Here is a 20,092-nt window from a genome sequence, read left to right on the forward strand (position 1 = left end):
GCTCGCCAGCTTGTATGACAACTATGAATTTTTTAAGTATCCCGCCTACGACAGCCTTTTAGAACAACGCCAAAACCCCAATAAAACTTGGATAATCGGCACCTAACCCACTTGCGCGACGTAATTTTACTTGTATGATGACTGCCAACTGGACGCATGATCCGGTTGCAACATTACCCGCATAAAAATAACGAGTGGGAGTTCAGATTGTGACTACATCCAATGCCAGGGTGAGCGACGGCACGGTGTCCGTGCTCCTTTCAGCCGTATCAAAAGTGAAGCGTCGTGTACTGCCGCTGTTCGTCATCATGTTCATCGTCAATTACATCGACCGCGTCAACATCGGTTTCGTCCGAAGCTACATGGAACACGATCTGGGCATCGGTGCCGCCGCCTACGGTTTGGGCGCCGGGTTGTTCTTTATCGGTTACGCGCTGTTCGAAGTACCCTCCAATATCCTCTTGCAGAAAGTCGGCGCCCGTATCTGGCTGACACGGATCATGCTGACGTGGGGCTTGGTGGCCGCCTGCATGGCCTTCATCCAAACCGAAACCCATTTTTATATCCTGCGTTTTCTGCTGGGCGTTGCTGAGGCCGGCTTCTTTCCTGGGGTGATTTATTACTTCACCCGCTGGTTGCCGGGCGTCGAGCGCGGTAAAGCCATTGCGATATTCCTCAGCGGTTCAGCCCTCGCGTCACTGATTTCCGGCCCCCTCTCCGGCGCCCTGCTGCAAATCAGCGGCATGGGGTTGCATGGCTGGCAATGGATGTACTTGATCGAAGGGTTGTTTTCGGTCGGCCTATGCTTTTTCGTCTGGTTCTGGCTGGATTCCAAACCCCATGACGCCAAGTGGCTGACCATCGCCGAAAAAGACGCCTTGGTCGAGGCCATCGAGACCGAACAGGCAGAACGTGAAGCCGCCACACCGATCAAGCCGTCGATGATGACCCTGCTCAAAGACCGGCAGATCATCCTGTTTTGCGTGATCTACTTCTTCATTCAATTGACGATCTACGCCGCGACGTTCTGGCTGCCCAGCATTATCAAGAAGATGGGCGACCTCAGTGACATGCAAGTCGGGCTGTTCAACTCGATCCCTTGGCTGCTGTCGATCATCGGCATGTACGCTTTTGCTGGACTCTCGGCGAAATGGAAGCACCAGCAGGCCTGGGTGGCCGCCGCACTGCTGATCGCCGCCGCCGGGATGTTTATGTCCACCACTGGCGGACCGATCTTCGCCTTTGTTGCGATCTGCTTTGCCGCGCTGGGGTTCAAATCCGCTTCGTCGCTGTTCTGGCCGATCCCCCAGGCGTATCTGGACGCACGTATCGCTGCCGGAGTGATCGCACTGATCAACTCCCTCGGCAACCTTGGCGGCTTTTTCGCCCCGGCGACCTTTGGCTGGCTCGAAGAGCACACCGGTTCGATTCAAGGTGGCCTGTACGGCTTGGCCGGCACTTCGATCATCGCCGCGATCATTGTGTTCTACGCCCGCAACACGCCTAAACGTTCGCCCGCCACCGCAGTGACCGGCAAACAGGCGCCGACTCATTCCTGAAGCAACGTGGCCGCGCGCCGCGATCCTCAGTGGCGCCGCTGATAAACCACTGCCTCGCACTGTTTATAGGACTCCAGTATGAATACCTCAAACGCCCAAGCTGTCGGCAACGCCCCCGTGATTACCAGCATGCAAATTGTTCCGGTTGCTGGCCATGACGGCATGCTGCTGAACCTGAGCGGCGCCCACGGCCCGTTTTTCACGCGCAACATTGTGATTCTCAAGGACAACGCCGGGCACACCGGCGTCGGCGAAGTGCCCGGCGGCGAACGCATTCGGCAAACCCTGGAAGATGCCCGCTCGCTAGTCGTGGGCAGCCCCATCGGCACGTACCAGAAGATTCTCAATCAAGTGCGCCAAGCGTTCGCCGATCGTGACTCAGGCGGACGCGGCCTGCAGACTTTCGATTTGCGCATCACCATCCACGCCGTTACTGGCCTGGAGGCAGCGATGCTCGACCTGCTCGGCCAGCACCTGGACGTACCGGTTGCGGCCCTGCTCGGCGAAGGCCAGCAACGCGACGAAGTAAAAATGCTCGGTTACTTGTTCTACATCGGCGATCGCAACAAGACCGACCTCGCCTACCGCAGCGAGCCGGAGGCTGAAAACGATTGGTTCCGTCTGCGCCACGAAGAAGCGATGACCACCGAATCTGTGGTGCGCCTGGCCGAAGCGGCCCACGCCAAATACGGCTTCAAGGACTTCAAACTCAAGGGCGGCGTGTTGCGCGGCGCCGAAGAAATCGAAGCCGTCACCGCCCTCGCCGAGCGCTTTCCCGATGCGCGCATCACCCTTGACCCCAATGGCGCTTGGTCACTCAAAGAAGCGATTCACTTGTGCCGCGATCAGCACGCGGTTTTGGCTTACGCAGAAGACCCCTGTGGCGCCGAAAATGGCTACTCCGGCCGTGAAGTCATGGCCGAATTCCGTCGCGCCACCGGCCTGAAAACCGCCACCAACATGATCGCCACCGACTGGCGCGAGATGGGCCATGCGATTCAGTTGCAATCGGTGGACATCCCCTTGGCCGACCCGCACTTCTGGACCCTGCAAGGCTCAGTGCGCGTGGCGCAGATGTGCCATGAATGGGGCCTGACCTGGGGTTCGCATTCGAATAACCACTTTGATATTTCTTTGGCGATGTTCACCCACGTTGCTGCAGCGGCACCGGGCGACATCACGGCCATCGACACCCATTGGATCTGGCAAGACGGCCAACGCCTGACCAAAGAACCGCTGCAAATCGTTGGCGGCTGCGTGCAAGTGCCGAAAAAACCGGGGTTAGGTATCGAACTGGACACCGATCAAGTGGCAAAAGCCCACGCGCTGTACAAAGGCATGGGGCTTGGGGCCCGGGACGACGGCATTGCCATGCAGTATTTGATTCCAGGCTGGTCATTCAATAACAAGCGACCGAGCCTGGTGCGCTAAACCCCTTCATCGCGTTTTCGCCCCCTTAGGCGTGCGGCGCTGAAACACTCGCGCGCCGTTTTTTCATCTGCCACAGAGAGCGTGCTAAGGTTCCCGCAGACCCTCACCGCGATGCTCTCCAATGCCCCACCTTTCCCGTACTCACCCCCGTCTGACCGCCGCTGGATTGGTTGGCTGCGCCAGCGGCATCGCCTGCAGTTTCATTGTTCCCGGCCTCACGCTGACCACCCACATACTGATCGGCTGGAACGTTGGCGTCTGGACCTACCTGATTTTGATGATGTGGCTAACCACGCGCACAGATGCCGACGACGTCAAGCGTTTCGCCATCATTGAAGATGAAAATGCCGGGCTGGTGCTGGCGATGGTTTGCGTCGCGGCAATTGCCAGCCTGGCGGCCATTAGCGTGGAGTTGATCGGCAGCAAAGACCTCAGCACCAGTGCCAAAGCACTGCACTACGGTTTCACCGGGCTGACGGTGGTCGGTTCCTGGCTGATCACCGGGGTGATTTTCAGTCTGCACTACGCGCGCTTGTTCTACACCGCCGACACCCAAGAACCGGCGCTACGCTTTGCCGACGGGGAACAAAACCCGAACTACTGGGACTTTTTGTATTTTTCTTTCACCATCAGCGTCGCCGTGCAAACCGCCGACGTCGGTGTCGCCAGCCGCGATTTACGCAAAACCGTGCTCGCGCAATCGTTGATTGGCTTTGTGTTCAATACCGCGATTCTGGGGTTTTCGATCAACATTGCGGCGGGGTTGTTTGGTTAGGAGAAAGACCCTGGAAGCTCAGGCGTTGTTTCTCTTGCAGCAAAAACCGTCTGAATGACTGCAACCACATCCACGCCGACTGAGCCCTCCGATAACAGCGGAAACTCCTTCAACAATTTATTTGATAACTTCCCGCCGTTCTCTCGAACCGAACGGATAATGCGATCTATGTCGCTGTCAGGGCCTTCCAGCACATTTTTGACCTGCTCACGGGCCAGTCGAAGGGCGCGCAAATGGTCGGCCTCTTTGCGCATTTCTAGTTCGATAGTGACCTTTACCACGTGGCCGAGGTATTCAACGTGGTCCGTCAAATCCGGATAACGCCAAGCAGGTAGCGCGTCCTGGTAAGCGTCGAATTCCAAGCTGTAATGCACCCCATCTTCAGCCACCTGCTCGGCGGCAAATCGCCAGTCGGCAGCATAACGGCGCATCAGAGGCCGAGAAAACAATTCGAGAATCTGATCGTAGCCACGGCGATTCACCAGGCTGCTTGTGATAGTCGCCGATACAGGGAGGATGAAGGGTTCGGGAATAGCTCGATCTCGCCGCAGCACATCGTTGATCAAGAAACGTGAAATTCGACCGTTACCATCAGCCATCGGGTGGATATACACAAAGCCGAACGATAGAACGGCCGCTCGTATCAACGCCGATGCACCCTCAGTACGTTGCGCAACCATCCGTAAACCGCTTAGCAATGAAGGCGCGTCGTTCCAATGGGGTGCGATGTAATGTACGACATCTGTGAAGCCATCCACCTCCCCCACAAATACCGGCGAACGGCGAAGCCCGTAGCGGGTCGCACGCGGACCGAGAATCTGAGCCTGCAGGTCAGTCAACGCAGAATCAGACAACGGCTGCTCATACTGACCACAACGTTGTTCCATTACGGAGGCAAAACGCTGAACGCGATCAGTGTGCTGCTCTTCATGCTCAATAGCGAAACTCGCGCGGCTCTCCTTAATCGTCAACCACACCGAACTGCGTTGCAGTAGATCAGACCCAAACTCGATCTCAAGGGCGTTTAGTTGCTGCGCACAGTTGTATTCTTCGATCTGCCTGATGCGTTCGTTGCGCAATACCATCGGGCAATAGTCACGTGTCCCCGGTAGATTATTGCGCACCCGCCAACGTGGATTATTTTCTGGCCGTGGGGCTGTCAGATAAAGGTTTTCATCAAGGGCCGAGATGTAATTCCCGCTGATAACGCCCTTAAAACTTAAACGGTTTCCGGTCAGAAACTCGTAGAAAAAACCGGCCCGTCGTGCGTACTGCCCGGTAGGTTCAGCATCAATCCAGCGGTCCAACTGCTCTGCTGAGACCTCGTTAAATAGGCGTGCAAGTAACTCAAGATGAATGCCTTCGTGCTTAAAGGCGAAAGCCAAATGGCCTGCAAAGGTGTCGACAGGTCGTGACGTGGCTGGATAGTATTCGTGGACGTAACCGTCTTCACGTTCGGTGGTTCGTGACTTGGAAATTTGACTGTCAACGCGCAATGCCTGTACGCACTGCAGCGAATAATGGTGTTGCAGCCATCGATAACCGATCCAGTCCGTCACTTAAAACCTCCACAAAGTAGCTTAAACCGCTTATTCCCGAGAAGTTTCGATTAGAAATCAGCTTTTCGTCAACAAAACGATTACTGCGCACTCATAATTCCAACGCACCTTAGCGAGGCACTTTGAATGACTTCCCTCCTGCGAATCGCCGTCCTCGACGACTGGCAATCAGTGGCCAGCGACGTGGTGGACTGGGCGGTTCTTAACGCCATCGCCGACGTCAGTTTTTTGCATGAGTTCCCGGCAGACACTGCAACCATGGTTGCCCGGCTGGCATCGTTCGAGGTCATTTGCGTCATGCGAGAGCGTACGCAGTTCAACGACGCCTTGTTGAGCCAACTGCCGCACCTGAAGTTGTTGGTCACCGGCGGCATGCGCAATGCGGCTATCGACCTCCCCGCTGCGGCACGTCTTGGCATTCAAGTGTGCGGCACCGACAGCTATAAAAACGCCGCACCAGAAGTGACTTGGGCCTTGATCATGGGCATCACCCGCAACCTCGTGGGGGAGGCCAATTCCTTTCGCGACGGCGGTTGGCAAATCGGGTTGGGCAGCGACTTGTATGGCAAAACGTTGGGGATTCTGGGCTTGGGCAGCATCGGCAAATGGGTTGCCAAATATGCCCAGGCGTTCGGCATGCGGGTGATCGCCTGGAGTGAAAACCTTACCGTCGAACGTGCCGCTGAAGTGGGCGTTACCTACGTGACCAAGCGCGAACTGTTTGAGCAATCGGACGTGCTGAGTGTGCATCTGGTGCTCAGTGACCGCAGCCGCGGCATTGTCGATGCCCAGTCGCTGAGCTGGATGAAACCGACCGCCTACCTGATCAATACAGCGCGCGGCCCCATCATCGACGAAGCGGCGCTGATCAGCTTGATGCAGCGCGGCGATATTGCCGGGGCCGCGTTGGATGTTTTCGACCCCGAACCGCTGCCCGCCGACCATCCGTTTCGTACCCTGAGCAACGTGCTGGCCACACCGCACATCGGTTACGTCACAGAGAATAACTACCGGATGTTCTTCAGCCAGATGATCGAAGACATTCAGGCGTGGCAAGGTGGTAAACCGATTCGGGTTTTGGGGTAACTGACTGCGGGAGGTCCGCTTTTGTGTGGCTGAGATCACTGATTTTGGCGATGCACAAACTTTTGTAGGCGCTGCCGAAGGCTGCGATCAGATGTTCAGTGCTTACTATTGCGTGTCTGCCAAAAAATCTCTGTGGGAGATTCTATGTTTGAGGGCAGGCGACCCAGGTTTCAGGTCGACATCAGCGGCGCGACTACGGGCCTCTTCGCAGGCAAGCCTACTCCCACAGTATCTGCGGCTGCTTGCAATCTACCGTGTCAATGAAACCCCAAAGCCGTACCGGCTTCGCCCCCAGGGTCCAGATGCGGTTGGCACCGAGAACAATCCGCCCCATGCGTTGCTGCGGTAACCGACTTCAGCACTCAGATCGACGTTGGGATAGAACGCCGCTTCCTGTTGGCTGGTGGAACCGATTTTGATCAGTTCGCGCTACCGCGCCAAATCGCACTCAGCGTTGGTCACTACGGCTTGATCACGCGCGACAACTTGGCCGCAACCACCACCACCGGCTCACCCACACCCGATCAACAGCGAATCGCGCAGCGTTAAAACCGGCAGGCTGCACGGACATTGATAAATGGCCAATAGCCTAATCATTGGGCTCAAGCGAGCAGTGCTACCGCCCGCAAAACATCAAGTGTTCAGCTCGGTGACAGCTGCACCCCACAGGTTCAGGGGCTATGCGCCGTGACGGGCATTCTTGAGCCCGTCGCAAGGCCGGTGCTACCATGCGCAACCGCCAGGACTGGCAAGGAATTCTCTGGTTTATGAGCAGCATTCGCGAGCGAAACAAAGAACTGATCCTAAACGCAGCCAGTGAGGAGTTTGCCGACAAGGGCTTCGCCGCCGCCAAAACCAGCGACATCGCGGCCAAGGCCGGGCTGCCAAAGCCCAATGTCTATTACTACTTCAAGTCCAAAGAGAACCTCTACCGCGAGGTGCTTGAAAGCATCATCGAGCCAATTTTGCAGGCTTCGACGCCCTTCAACCGCGACGGCGTGCCGGCCGAGGTACTCAGCGGCTACATTCGCTCGAAAATCCGCATCTCCCGCGACCTGCCCCACGCCTCAAAAGTGTTCGCCAGCGAAATCATGCACGGCGCGCCGCACCTGACCGCCGAGCAAGTCGGGCAGCTCAACGAGCAGGCCAAGTACAACATCGAGTGCATCCAGTCCTGGATCGACAGCGGCCAAATCGCCCCCCTCGACCCCCACCACCTGATGTTCACCATCTGGGCCGCGACCCAAACCTACGCCGACTTCGACTGGCAAATTTCCACCGTTACCGGCAAATCCAAACTCGAAGACAGCGACTACGAAGCGGCTGCCGAGACCATCATCCGGTTGGTGCTTAAGGGTTGTGAGCTAGACAAGTAGCCCTTGGCCTGACCCCACATTCCCTGGTTCTCGGACTTATCGCAGCCTTCGGCAGCTCCAACAGAAATCTATGCATCGCCTGAATCTGTGGGAGCAGGCTTGCCTGCGAAGACGCCGGTAATAGCGCCGCTGATGTCGACCTGAAAACTAGGGCCCTTGCAACGGCGCTTTCGTTGGCAAGCCACAGAGACTTTTCGGCAAACACGAAAGAGTCGGCACTGAAAATCTGTGGGACCGAATTTATTCGGGAAGGCTTCAGTCCTGACACGCTGCAACCTCAAGTCATCCACTCCACAGAAAGAAAAAAGCCTTTGACCGACGTGCCTCGTCGTGAATAAACTTCGCCCCCAGACATATTGTATACAAATACATACTTAATTGATCACAATAAAATATAAATCCATGAACAAAATCTCCTGCCCCGACTGGGCCGAAGCCATCCTCAACGGCTTTAGCCAAGTCCTGCTGCAACGCCATCCTTTTTGCGGAATGCTTTGTCTGCTGGCAATCCTGCTCACCGCACCTGAATTGCTGGGGGGCGCGTTGCTGGGTGCGGTGGCCGGTTTACTCACTGCTCAACGGCGTGGCTATGACAAAGCTGAACGCCAAGCCGGTCTCTACAGTTACAACGGGGTGCTGCTGGGCGTGTTGTTGTGTCATCAGTTGCCTTGGTCACCCGTATTGCCGTTGCTAATTATGGTCAGCGGTGGCTTAAGCGCGATGCTCATGCACCATTGGTTGGCGAACACCCGGCAAGCGCATTGCCTGAAGGCTTACACCGCGCCGTTTGTGCTGTTCAGTTGGTTGTTACTTGCCGTTGTAATGCCCCACACACCCGCACTCAACACTGCCGACAACACCTTGCTACACGCCGTGTCCCAAGGATTGGGACAAATATTTTTGCTCGATCAACCGTTAGCGGGGCTGATGATCGGTGCCGGCCTGCTGATCGCTGATCGACGTGGCGCCTGTTGGGCGTTGCTGGGCTGCACCGCCGGAATCGCCGTGGCACTTGTACAAAATGAACCCTCCAGCGCCCTGTTCGGCCTCGCCAGCTACAACCCGGCGCTGGCCGGCTTGGCGTTCAGTCATCAGCGCACCAAACCGTGGCTGCCGTTGTTCGCGATCGCTCTGGCCATTGTCCTGCAGCCCGGATTTTCCCAACTGGGTCTGCCGACCTTGACCGCGCCATTTGTCCTGGCTTGCTGGCTGGTTCAGGCCAGCGCCCGTCTGCTGCGACAGTCCACATCCGATCACGGCTTGCACTGGTGAGCCGAAAGCTCCAGGCTTTGCAAAAATTCACTTCGGAATTGACCCATGGACAGCAACACTGGCTGGCGTGAACAGCTACGCATCATCATTTTTCAGACCGACACCGTCGCCGGTCGACGCTTCGACACTGCCCTGCTGCTAATCATCTTAAGCAGCCTATTCGTCGTCATCATTGACAGTATCGACAGCATTCACCGCAATTACATCGATTTGTTCGCCTACATCGAATGGGGCTTCACGCTCGTATTCGCTGTCGAGTACGCCTTGCGGCTGTACTGCTCGCCGAAGCCGATGCGCTATGCCTTCAGCTTTTACGGGCTGGTCGATCTGCTGGCAATTGTGCCGGGAATTCTGGCGCTGTATTACGCTGACGCACAATATTTGCTAATCATTCGGATCATTCGGATGCTGCGAATCTTCCGGGTGCTCAAGCTCAGTCCCTATTTGAAGCAAGCCAATTTCTTGTTATTGGCACTGCGTGGCAGCAAGCAAAAAATCATCGTGTTTCTCGCGACAATTTCCACCTTGGTGATCATATTTGGCACCTTGATGTATGTGATCGAAGGGCCGGCGAACGGTTACACCAGTATTCCGGTTGGCATTTATTGGGCCATTGTCACGATGACCACCGTAGGCTTTGGCGACATCGTGCCGAAGACGCCAGCCGGGCAAATGCTAGCGTCACTGTTGATGATTACCGGTTATTCGATCATCGCCGTGCCCACCGGCATTTTCACAGCCGAACTGGCCAACGCCATGCGCGGCGGTGGGCTTGAGCATGAATGCCCTGTGTGCGCCAAGACCAACCACGAAAACGAAGCGGCGTTCTGCGCCCGTTGCGGCAATGCGCTGTTTCCAAACGTTGATAAACAGGCATAAGTACCTCCGTTTTTAGTATTTATAAGCCGCACTGCATCCGGCTATAGTCGCGCGCACTAAGCCCCACCCAACCTCGAACAAGGAATTCGCCGTGAACAAACTTTTGGGTGCCTCACTATTGGCCGTAGGTCTGGCCATCGCCAGCACGGTCCAGGCTGCTCCGCCGCTGCTCAACGTCTCTTACGACGTCATGCGCGACTTCTACAAAGACTACAACAGCGCGTTCCAGAAGCACTGGCAGGCCGAGCACAACGAGAACATCACGTTGCAGATGTCCTTTGGCGGCTCCAGCAAACAGGCCCGCTCGGTGATTGATGGCCTGCCGGCTGACGTGATCACCATGAACATGGCCACCGACATCAACGCCTTGGCCGACAACGGCAAGTTGGTACCTGATAACTGGATCACCCGCCTGCCGAATGACAGCGCGCCCTTTACGTCTGCCACGGTATTTATCGTGCGCAAGGGCAACCCTAAAGGCCTCAAAGACTGGAACGACTTGGTAAAAGACGGCGTGCAAGTGATCGTGCCCAACCCTAAAACCTCGGGCAATGGCCGTTACACCTACCTGTCGGCGTGGGGCTATACGCTGAAAAACGGTGGTGACGAAGCCGCCGCGAAACAATTCGTCGGCAAGCTATTTGCCAACGTACCGGTACTCGACACTGGTGGCCGTGGCGCAACTACCACGTTCATGACTAACCAGATCGGAGATGTGTTGGTGACCTTCGAAAACGAAGCCGAAATGATCGCCAAAGAGTTTGGCCGCGATCAGTTCGAAGTGGTCTATCCAAGCGTCTCGGCCGAAGCAGAGCCACCGGTGACGGTGGTCGATAAAGTCGTCGACAAAAAAGGCACCCGGGCCGTGGCCGAAGAATACTTGAAATACCTCTGGTCACCCGAAGGCCAGGAAATCGCCGCCGCCAACTACCTGCGCCCACGCGACCCCACCGTACTGGCGAAATACGCCGACCGCTTCCCGAAAGTCGACTTTCTGTCGGTAGAAAAAACCTTCGGCGACTGGCGCACCGTGCAGAAAACTCACTTTGGTGACGGCGGGATTTTCGATCAGATTTATTCGGGTAAATAGTGTTGGATTTCGCTCTGTAGGAGCCAACTGGTTGGCGAGGCAATAGCCCTGACAGGCTCAATCAGGCTGTTTCGCCAACACGTTGGCTCCTACAGATTCGGGTATTTATAGGAGATCCATCATTAATTACATCCTCCGTTTAATACTAAAAATCACTTGCCGAACCTCCTCGACGGGCAGGCGAATTGTTATAAGCTCCACGTTCTCACTCCCCAAAATCAGTACGGTATGAAAATCGTCCTTCGACCTACTTGGCTGCCAAATCACATCCACTGACCCACCAATCAAATAGCGGGTGACGTGCGCATTACAATCCAGCTTTAAAAGGGAGCGCTGGCGCTTCAGCTCTTCAACTTCTTCGTGGTTAAGATTTTCCCCAGACGAAACGCCATATATCAGCCGATAAGCATCTGCAACAGCGTGGGATGACGAGGTAAATATCTCGGCCTGGTCACTCCAGGGTCTCGACGTTACGTGTTGCTGCCCGACGTACCCTTGGCTCGGATAACTGGCTACAAACCCATCGCCACTCAGCAAGGATCGAGGCTTACCGGGCAAGTTAAATTGATAGGAAGAAAAATAAACCGGCGTAGATAACCCTTCTTGATAAGCCGCTTTCATAATTGAAGGCGGTGAATAGTCGCATTTATCAGCCGATGCATTAACGGCGACAATCATTAGTACACTTGGCAACAGCATTTTTTTCATTACATGCTCCTTTGTATCTATGACAAACGCGTGGACTTCAATCATGCCCTGCCAATATAAGGGTCGGGCTGGGGCGGGCGGACGCAACTTGGCCAACCAGCAAGGGCAATCGTCTGACGTAACTATATTTCAGACTCTATAAATATTTCGCGTATATACCTTAATCTTTCTATCTCTTCCCTCACTTCACAGTCACCCTTTAGCATCTCACCTCGCTGACCACCGAGCTCTAAAATAACGGTGCATTTTTCCCTTACAAATAAGGCCCACATAGAATCCATATTTTTTATCTTTAATGCTAGCTTAGTTTGTTCGTCATCATGAATGTCATCATGAAGACGTTCCAAACTCATTTTACGAAGTAGTATTTTTTCATCTTCAATGCAGCTCATAACACTGGGATGCTCACCCTTAGCATTATCCAAGCATTTTGTGTATGCTGGACTATATAGATTATTTCGATCGATCTGAAGAGCGAAAGGTGCAGCGGAGTAAGAAAGCAAAATGAACGCCATAATTTTTTTCATATCTACCAACATCTATTCTGAAATTTCAAAATCTAAAGAACATAGCTCAATAAGTTGTCGCTTTTCTTCTTCAGCTCTAGCAACAAGTCCGCCCCAAAGGCTGGGAGAACTAGCAAATAGCAAGTTATTCTTTTCAATTTTATAGTTTTGTACTTTTTTAACAAAACTGAAATCAGAGATAGATTCCAAATCTGCGCCTGACAACGCCTTGATTATCAATTTTGTTTTAGGTCCAAATTGGACAGCGGTAGACCAAATCAGATCATGGATGGCAGCCCTTTTGTGATTCATAACGACTCCATTATCGCGGAGTACTTCCAACTGGACATCGTAGTGGGTTTCTTTGATAAATTTGTGCTGAGCGGACTTAAACTTGTCTTCCTCTCTTGCCGCTATGGTTTTCCATTTACGATTGAAGTCATCAGATGCCGCAGTCATCCCGATGAATTCAGACTCGAATTCCGATTTTAAAATAAACTTTTGAACTACCCCCATTGCGGAGGACATCTGATAAGTACCATAGGATACTCCACCGTGATCCCCTCGCCCGGTGGAAACGGTTCCTGGGCCTCGTCCTCCTGATTCATATCTCTCTGACGTCGAACCTAATATCCATTTTTTTACGCTGACTACCATCGCCCCAACAAACTCCACCGGATGAAAATAAGAAACCCATCCATCCTTGGGCAGTCCAACCTTCTCCGCTACTTCATCCCAAAACACCAAGTTATTAATCCGCTCACTCTCATGCCGCAGCCACTCAGGGTCGTGACTCAGGCGGTCCCGAAACGCTTGCCAGTTGGCAGCGTCGGCGGTGGTTTGCCATTCGGTGTGGTGGTGGGTAATGAGTTTTGACCAGCGATTTCTGAACGCGGGGTTTCTCAGTGTCAGCCGCAGTTCTTCAGCGCTGACGTTTCCGTCGTGATTGACGTCGGCCAAAGCGTGCAGGTGTTTATAGAAATTACACACCTTCCCCGAAATCAACGGGCTGCAGCTATTGGCACCTTGCTCAACGATCTTGAAGCCAAGCGCCTTGAAGTCGTGTTGACTGACGATCTGGGCCTTGGTTGTGCCGTCCTGTACTCCTTGTTTACTGATCAATGCTTCAAAATTACGGATCGGCGCTTTGGGGGTAGGGACCTTTTCCTGGACGTTAATCTTGTAGGCCAGGGCGCCGTCTTTGTCTTTTACGACCGGCAACTTGTTCAGGTCAAACACATGGTCTTGAAACAGAAATCTCCGGAGCTCGCTTTCGGTGTCTTGGGCCACGATGTCCGGTTGCAGTTTGGGTACGTGGAGGTATTGCTTGCCGTGTTTGAGACCGGCTTCGTTGCTGAGAAAAGCGTCGAGGTTCGGGTCGCAGGTGAAGACTTCCAAATGCACTTGGTGTTTGGATGTCTTGCCGGTTTCGGCGGGTGTTTCGTACAACCCAAGGTAGCCCACCGGGGCGCCAGCTTTGATCGGGATCGGTTTTTCGGGAACGATAACGCTGTCCAGACCCACCGGCTCAGTGCGCGGAAACTCCAGCTCAATGTCATCCACGTAGGCCCAAAACGCTTGAATGAGAGGCTCGCCTCTGATGGTGGTCGGGGCAATGGTGCAGCGCGCCATGGGCCGTCGGGTGCCATCCGGTGCGTTGACCAACACAGTGTGTGCGTTATCAAAACGAAAGGTATAGCCCGAGGGTAATTGTTCCCGCACGCCGTAGCTGGCGCCCGGATCGTTATTCTCAGGCGCGCGATGCATGTCCAACCCGTGGAACTGCCGCACGCGGGCTTCAACCATGCCTTGCCAATACACAGGTCGGGCTCGCGCAGGTGGCAGCACCTTGGCCAACAGCAACCGACAGTTATCTGGGCTGATGGGTTGCCCGTGTTGGTGGCTGGCGAACCAGAGTTCTGCACCGGAATTGAACGGGCCTTCCGGTGGTGCCCAGACAAGGCGGCCTTTGGCAAAGCGATAGCCTTCGGCGCCTTCTCGCTCTTCAAGAATGTCGAACACGCTGCCGGCGAGGATTACACCGATCTTTTTACTGCCGGGTTCACCCAAGGGCACATTGCGGGCTGCGCGGTCGCCGAAACCGACTTGCACGCGGTTGGCGTAGGTCGGGTCGTCATTCGGGTAGCGTTCGAAGGGCAGCAGGTGCATGTACAGGCTGTAAAAGGTCAGGCTGTTTTGCTTGCCGTGGTTGGGCCCTTCTTCGGGATTGGGCGGTGACTGATAAGTGTGGCGGACTAGGCAAAACGAGGTGGAGTATTTCAGTTGCAGGCAACTTGCGTCCTGTTCGAACTGGGAATCGAGGTAGTCGGCATTCAAGCGGTATGCGACCACTTCACCGTCGGCGATGCAGCGCACCGGTTCGTTGTGGACGCAGTGCGGGGCGCTTTCATTGCTGATATGAATACCGCCGTGCCAGAAGCCGCTTTTGCTCAATAAGTAGAACCCCGACGTTTCTTTTTCCAGCAGTTGATGCAGTTGCTCGGCGTCAGCAAAGGGTTTGCCATCTGCTTTGCGGATCGGGAACTGGAAGGAGTTGCTCAGGCTGGATTTCGGGGTATTGGACATGGGCCGGTCTGCATAGTGGAGAGGCCGGGCAAGTTTCCGGTAGAAAAACATACGTATATAGACGCTATGACCGACTAGCGTCGTAGGGTAAATCCCACATAATTGTGGGCATCGACCTAAAGACGGGGATTCAGCTAAAACCTGTTATCCGGCAGTCAAAGGCTATGGAAAGCAGAAAAAAACACTTTGGTGACGGCGGGATTTTCGATCAGATGTATTCGGGTAAGTAAGCCAATTCGCTAGATCCACTGCGGGATATGCGTAATGTCGAAATTTCTGTAGGAGGGGCCACCACGTCTTCGAAGCGGCGCTGTCGCGCAGCAAACTGAGTGGCATTTTGTGTGATTTGAGATTGCAGCGTGCAGGACTGAAGCCTTCCCGAATAAATTCGGTCCCACGGTTTTTGGCGCTGCAAAGATTCTGTAGGAGCTGCCGGAGGCTGCGATCAGGTCGAAGGACCTTCGCCAACAAGTTGGCTCTACAGATGGCCGCCCGCCCGTAGATCGGCTGTGAATTGAATATCGAATTGCGGAAAGAGGCCCCACGAAACCATGCGGCCCCTGGAGCGACGCCGGTGTGAGGGGAGACCGCCTAAGCCTCTCGCCAACACGGTGGCTTCAACAGAGAATTTCTGTCAGGCAAACATCAATGCCCAAACTGCCGACCCAACCCCGGCGGGACACCATTAACGTCGGTGGCTTGCCACGGTCCGTTACGGGCGGTTGACCAGCTCCAGCCGTTGTCCCAGCGGTAGTAGGTGCGCTGGCGGTAGAAGGTGTCCGGCTGGTCGTCCAGCACGTACACCCCGAGCTGTGAGTCCCAGTGGCTGTTGCCACCCGGTGGCGGGGCGAAGTGGGCAGAGGTTTGCGGCGCGCCCGGTGCCGGGTGTTGTGGCGCGGGCTGCGGCGCTTTGTGGGGCACGCTCGGTTGTGACGTGCCGGGCTGCGGCGGGATGGGTTCGCTGCTTTGCGGTGCCGGTGGTTGCACCGCACACGCACTCAAGCCCAGCACCAGACTCAACAAGGTAATGCGTGCGGCGGCGCTCATGGCGTTCTCTTTAATGATCTGGGCTGTCGATGGTCAGCGCTTGCAGCTCCGTGGTGCTGCTGGACAGGGGCGCGCTGCGGCCAATCCACTCACCCGTTGTCGCTTGGCCGGCGCGGGAGATGCGCGCAACCAGTTGGACTTCAGGGAAGTTCGACAGTTTCAGTTGCGGCATCATCGCGTCCGCATCGGCCAGTTCGACTTCAGCGGGCAGGTCAGCCACGGTCAGGCGCTTGACCGCCAACGGCATGGGCGGGCCGGAGGTGGCGCGGGCAAAGATAAACACGCTGTCGCCGGGTTGGACCTTGGCTTTGAGGGCTTCGGCGAGGTCAACATGAACCTTGATCAGTGCCGGCACCCTGCTTTCAACCGCTGACGTCTCTGGCGCCTTGACCGCGACCACAGGTGTCGCAACGACTGGAGCGCCACTGCCAAGTTTCTCGGCAGCGCGGGCAATGCCACCTTCCAGCGCTGAGCGGGAAGGATCATCTGCCGGTAACACCGCTAACAGGCGTTTCCAGTAATCCATGGCTTGCTGATAGCGCTCGCCCTCGAAGGCAGCGATCCCCAACAGCCCGAGGCTGGTGACTTCATTGGGATCGGCTTTAAGCGCTTCGGTGGTCAGCGCCTGGACCTGCGGCGAGAACTTTTTGTCACCGGCGAAATACAGCGCTTGCGCCCACTGCCCGAGCAGTTCTGGCTGACGCCCGGCCAATCCGACCGAACGTTCAAACAGACCCGCCGCGTCCGCAGGCCGGTCCTGCGCCATGTAACTGCGCGCCAGGAAGTACAAACCTTCCGCCGAATCCGGCTGAGCCTTTACCGCACGCTCCAGGCGTGTAGTCATTTCCGCCAGGGACGTTGGCGCCTGAGCGAATTCGCGACTCAGTTCGACCTTGTCACTGGCACCGAAATGCAGGTACAGCGCCAAGCCCAGGACCGGCACCAGCACCGCCGCCAGCAACGGCAATGATTTGCCCAAGCGCGCCGAGCGCGAGATATCGGCGCCTTCGGTGTCGGCCAGCAACTCACGCGCGGCTTCGGCACGGCCGGAATCCATTTGCAAGTCAGAGAGCACGCCCTCCTCCTGCTGGCCCACTAGCTCGGCCACACGCTCCTGATACAGGGCAACGTTGAGCGCGGTACGATCCTCTTCACTTTGAGCGCGACGACCACGCAGAACAGGGATCAACAAAAAACTCAGGGCCACCAGCAACAGCAGGCCGGCAGCTAGCCAGAAATCAATCATTCGTGGTTTTTATCCAACAGGTGGGCGAGGCGCTGACGCTCCTCGTCGGAAAGAACATCTGCATCTTCGGCGCGCTTGCCGCGTCGGCGCGTGATCATGACGCCGATCACCAACACGCCGCCCAACAGTAAACCCGCCGGGCCAAACCAAAGCAGCCAGGTCCCCGAATTGAGCGCCGGTTTGTAGCGCACGAAATCGCCGTAGCGATCAACCATGAAGTCGATGATCTGCTGATTGCTTTGGCCTTCGCCTAGCATCCGATAAATCTCTTTACGCAGGTCGGCGGCGATGGGCGCGTTGGAGTCAGCGATGTCTTGATTCTGGCATTTCGGGCAACGCAGTTCTCGGGTCAGGTCGGCGTAACGCGCGCGCTGAGCCTCGTCTTTGAATTCATATGAATCGATGGCGGCCTGGGCGACACCCGCCAGCCCTGCACTGAGTACCGCTGCGGCTAACCAACGCTTCATGGTTTGGCCTCATCTACCAGGCCTTGATACAGGCCGGCCAGTTGTTCATGCCAAACCACGTCGTCGATCACGCCGACGTGCTTGTAACGAATAACGCCCTTGCTGTCGATCAGGAAGGTTTCCGGCGCGCCGTACACCCCCAGGTTCAGACCGAGGCCACCGGCCTCATCGTTGATGTTGATCTGGTAAGGGTTATGAAAATCCTTCAGCCATTTCTGTGCATCAACGTTGACGTCTTTGTAGTTGATGCCATAAATCACCACGCCTTGCTGCGCCAACTTATTCAACACCGGATGCTCGACGCGGCAGGAGATACACCACGTGCCCCAGACGTTGACCAGCGCCGGCTTACCCAGCAAATCAGCCTGGGTGATGACTTTGCCGCTTTGCACGTCAGGCAAGGAAAACGCCGGGAACTGCTTGCCGATCATCGCTGACGGCAACTCGGCAGGGTCAAGGTACAGGCCGCGATAGAGAAAAGCCGCCACGCCCAAAAACAAGGCCAGCGGTATCAACAGAATCCAGCGCTTCATGCAGCGGCCCCCGTCAGGCCCAGCGCATCACGCACTTTGCTTTTGACTTTGACTCGATAACGACGGTCCGACGCCGCCATCAGGCCGCCCAAAGCAGTGAACAATCCGCCGAACCAAATCCAGCGCACGAACGGTTTGACGTGCAGGCGCACAGCCCACGCACCATTCTCCAGCGGTTCACCGAGGGCCACGTACAGATCACGGCGAAAACCTGCGTCGATACCGGCTTCAGTCATCATCGATTGCTGCACGCTGTACAAGCGTTTTTCCGGGTGAAGCAGCGCAACTTGCTTGCCGCCTTCGAGGACGCGAATAGTGCCTTGGTCGGCAGTGAAGTTCGGGCCCTGAATATGCTTGGCGCCTTCGAACTGGAAGACATAACCACCCAAATACAACGAATCACCCGGCGCCATTCGCAGATCCCGCTGAGCACTGTTGGAACTGGACAGCACCACGCCCAACGCACAGACGGCGATGCCGATGTGCGCAACCTGCATGCCCCAATAACTGCGGGTCAAACCACGAACGCCTTTGATCAGGCCTTTGTGGCGGGTTTTGTCGAGGATGTCGCGAACACCGGCCAGCAAGACCCACGCCGCGAGCATGAAGGTCGCCAGGGAACCCCATTGCGTGTCATGCAGCACGAACGCGGCGACTCCCGCCAGCAACGCGCTGCCGACCAAAACTGGCGCCAACATGCCCAGCAACCATTTCACCGGGGTGTCTTTCCAGCGCACCAACATACCGACGGCCATCACTGCCATCAGTAACGCCATCAAGGGCACGAACAACGCGTTGAAGTAAGGCGGGCCCACCGACATTTTGGTGCCGCTCATCGCATCCACCGCCAGCGGATATAAGGTGCCCAACAGAATCGTTGACGCGGCGACGACCAAGATCAGGTTATTGCCCAACAGCAGCGTTTCACGCGACCACAATGAGAAACCTACGTGGCTTTTCACCACCGGGGCACGGAACGCGAACAGGGTCAGCGAGCCGCCGACCACGATCAGCAGGAAGATCAGAATGAACACGCCACGGGCGGGGTCAGAAGCAAACGCGTGGACCGACGTCACCACCCCGGAACGCACCAGAAAGGTGCCCAACAAGCTCAGCGAAAACGCCGCAATCGCCAACAGCACGGTCCAGCTTTTGAAGACACCGCGCTTCTCAGTCACCGCCAGCGAGTGGATCAACGCCGTGCCGACCAACCAAGGCATGAACGAGGCGTTTTCCACTGGATCCCAGAACCACCAGCCGCCCCAACCGAGTTCGTAGTAAGCCCACCAGGAACCGAGGGTGATGCCGACGCCAAGGAAGGCCCAGGCAATGATCGTCCACGGACGTGACCAGCGCGCCCATGCAGCGTCCAGACGCCCGCCGAGCAGCGCAGCAATGGCAAATGCGAAGGCGACCGAGAAACCGACGTAGCCCATGTACAGCATCGGCGGATGCACAATCAGGCCAATGTCTTGCAGCAAGGGGTTAAGGTCGTGACCATCTGCGGGAATTTGCGGCAGGATCCGCGTAAACGGATTGGAGGTGAGTGTCAAAAACAGCAGGAAGCCCACGCTGATCATGCCCATTACGGCCAATACCCGCGCCAACATGATCTGCGGCAGTTGACGAGAAAAGATCGATACCGCAAAGGTCCAGCCACCGAGGATCAACGCCCACAGTAACAACGAGCCTTCGTGTGCGCCCCATACGGCGCTGAATTTGAAATACCACGGCAACGCACTGTTGGAGTTATTGGCCACATAGCCGACCGAAAAGTCGTCGGTCATGAATGAGTACGTCAGGCAGCCGAAGGAAAACACCAAGAAGGCAAACTGCCCCCAGGCCGCTGGCTGGGCCAGGCTCATCCATTGACGGTCACCGCGCCAAGCGCCGATCAAGGGCACGCTGGCCTGCACGATGGCAAGGCACAGCGCCAGAATCATGGCCAGATGGCCGAGTTCAGGAATCATGG

17 protein-coding genes are annotated in these 20,092 nt (G+C 56.0%); 8 read left to right on the forward strand and 9 right to left on the reverse strand.

Annotated features, from left to right (window positions below; genetic code table 11):
* Window positions 1-209: 209 nt before the first annotated feature.
* From RHM65_RS22650 to RHM65_RS22660, 3 genes are all read left to right on the forward strand, one after another.
* Window positions 210-1,559: an MFS transporter gene (locus RHM65_RS22650; RefSeq protein ID WP_322168594.1), complete on the forward strand. Its 1,350-nt coding sequence runs from the start codon at window positions 210-212 to the stop codon at window positions 1,557-1,559.
* Between the two features lie 78 nt (window positions 1,560-1,637).
* On the forward strand, window positions 1,638-2,990 hold the full coding sequence (gudD, locus tag RHM65_RS22655) for a glucarate dehydratase (RefSeq protein WP_322168591.1): 1,353 nt from the start codon (window positions 1,638-1,640) through the stop codon (window positions 2,988-2,990).
* A 121-nt stretch (window positions 2,991-3,111) separates the two neighbouring features.
* Window positions 3,112-3,765 (forward strand): DUF1345 domain-containing protein, encoded by a 654-nt coding sequence (locus RHM65_RS22660; RefSeq protein WP_322168588.1) that lies wholly within the window; start codon window positions 3,112-3,114, stop codon window positions 3,763-3,765.
* Here RHM65_RS22660 and RHM65_RS22665 read toward each other — a convergent pair.
* A complete protein-coding gene (locus tag RHM65_RS22665) occupies window positions 3,762-5,150 on the reverse strand; it encodes a Fic family protein (protein WP_322184080.1) in 1,389 nt (462 codons plus the stop codon). The genes RHM65_RS22660 and RHM65_RS22665 overlap by 4 nt on opposite strands.
* A gap of 300 nt (window positions 5,151-5,450) precedes the next feature.
* Between RHM65_RS22665 and RHM65_RS22670 the strand changes: the two genes are divergently transcribed.
* The 5 genes from RHM65_RS22670 (at window position 5,451) to RHM65_RS22690 (ending at window position 11,027) form a co-directional block, all read left to right on the forward strand.
* On the forward strand, window positions 5,451-6,410 hold the full coding sequence (locus RHM65_RS22670) for a D-2-hydroxyacid dehydrogenase family protein (RefSeq protein WP_322168582.1): 960 nt from the start codon (window positions 5,451-5,453) through the stop codon (window positions 6,408-6,410).
* Between the two features lie 767 nt (window positions 6,411-7,177).
* A complete protein-coding gene (locus RHM65_RS22675; RefSeq protein ID WP_322168579.1) occupies window positions 7,178-7,786 on the forward strand; it encodes a TetR/AcrR family transcriptional regulator in 609 nt (202 codons plus the stop codon).
* A 402-nt stretch (window positions 7,787-8,188) separates the two neighbouring features.
* Window positions 8,189-9,058, forward strand: a complete 870-nt coding sequence (locus RHM65_RS22680; RefSeq protein WP_322168576.1) for an urea transporter — start codon at window positions 8,189-8,191, stop codon at window positions 9,056-9,058.
* A 45-nt stretch (window positions 9,059-9,103) separates the two neighbouring features.
* Complete coding sequence (locus tag RHM65_RS22685; RefSeq protein WP_322168573.1) at window positions 9,104-9,937, forward strand: ion transporter; 834 nt, start codon at window positions 9,104-9,106, stop codon at window positions 9,935-9,937.
* 91 nt (window positions 9,938-10,028) lie between these two features.
* A complete protein-coding gene (locus RHM65_RS22690; protein WP_322168570.1) occupies window positions 10,029-11,027 on the forward strand; it encodes a sulfate ABC transporter substrate-binding protein in 999 nt (332 codons plus the stop codon).
* A gap of 126 nt (window positions 11,028-11,153) precedes the next feature.
* Here the strand turns inward: RHM65_RS22690 and RHM65_RS22695 are convergent, their stop codons facing one another.
* The 8 genes from RHM65_RS22695 to RHM65_RS22730 form a co-directional block, all read right to left on the reverse strand.
* Entirely contained in the window at window positions 11,154-11,735 is a 582-nt protein-coding gene (locus RHM65_RS22695; RefSeq protein WP_322168568.1) for a hypothetical protein, read from the reverse strand.
* 122 nt (window positions 11,736-11,857) lie between these two features.
* Window positions 11,858-12,262, reverse strand: coding sequence for a hypothetical protein (locus RHM65_RS22700; RefSeq protein ID WP_322168564.1), 405 nt, complete (start codon window positions 12,260-12,262; stop codon window positions 11,858-11,860).
* 12 nt (window positions 12,263-12,274) lie between these two features.
* Window positions 12,275-14,578, reverse strand: a complete 2,304-nt coding sequence (locus RHM65_RS22705) for a hypothetical protein (protein WP_322168561.1) — start codon at window positions 14,576-14,578, stop codon at window positions 12,275-12,277.
* A gap of 894 nt (window positions 14,579-15,472) precedes the next feature.
* Complete coding sequence (locus RHM65_RS22710; RefSeq protein ID WP_322168559.1) at window positions 15,473-15,874, reverse strand: hypothetical protein; 402 nt, start codon at window positions 15,872-15,874, stop codon at window positions 15,473-15,475.
* Window positions 15,875-15,884: 10 nt separating this feature from the next.
* Complete coding sequence (ccmI, locus tag RHM65_RS22715; protein WP_322168556.1) at window positions 15,885-17,120, reverse strand: c-type cytochrome biogenesis protein CcmI; 1,236 nt, start codon at window positions 17,118-17,120, stop codon at window positions 15,885-15,887.
* Complete coding sequence (locus RHM65_RS22720) at window positions 17,117-17,587, reverse strand: cytochrome c-type biogenesis protein (RefSeq protein WP_322168553.1); 471 nt, start codon at window positions 17,585-17,587, stop codon at window positions 17,117-17,119. Before RHM65_RS22720 ends, ccmI begins: the two co-directional genes overlap by 4 nt.
* On the reverse strand, window positions 17,584-18,120 hold the full coding sequence (locus RHM65_RS22725) for a DsbE family thiol:disulfide interchange protein (RefSeq protein ID WP_322168550.1): 537 nt from the start codon (window positions 18,118-18,120) through the stop codon (window positions 17,584-17,586). The genes RHM65_RS22720 and RHM65_RS22725 overlap by 4 nt, the downstream gene beginning before the upstream one ends.
* Complete coding sequence (locus tag RHM65_RS22730; RefSeq protein ID WP_322168546.1) at window positions 18,117-20,090, reverse strand: heme lyase CcmF/NrfE family subunit; 1,974 nt, start codon at window positions 20,088-20,090, stop codon at window positions 18,117-18,119. The genes RHM65_RS22725 and RHM65_RS22730 overlap by 4 nt, the downstream gene beginning before the upstream one ends.
* Between the last annotated feature and the right edge of the window lie 2 nt (window positions 20,091-20,092).

Source organism: Pseudomonas sp. CCI4.2 (genome assembly GCF_034350045.1).
Classification (GTDB): domain Bacteria; phylum Pseudomonadota; class Gammaproteobacteria; order Pseudomonadales; family Pseudomonadaceae; genus Aquipseudomonas.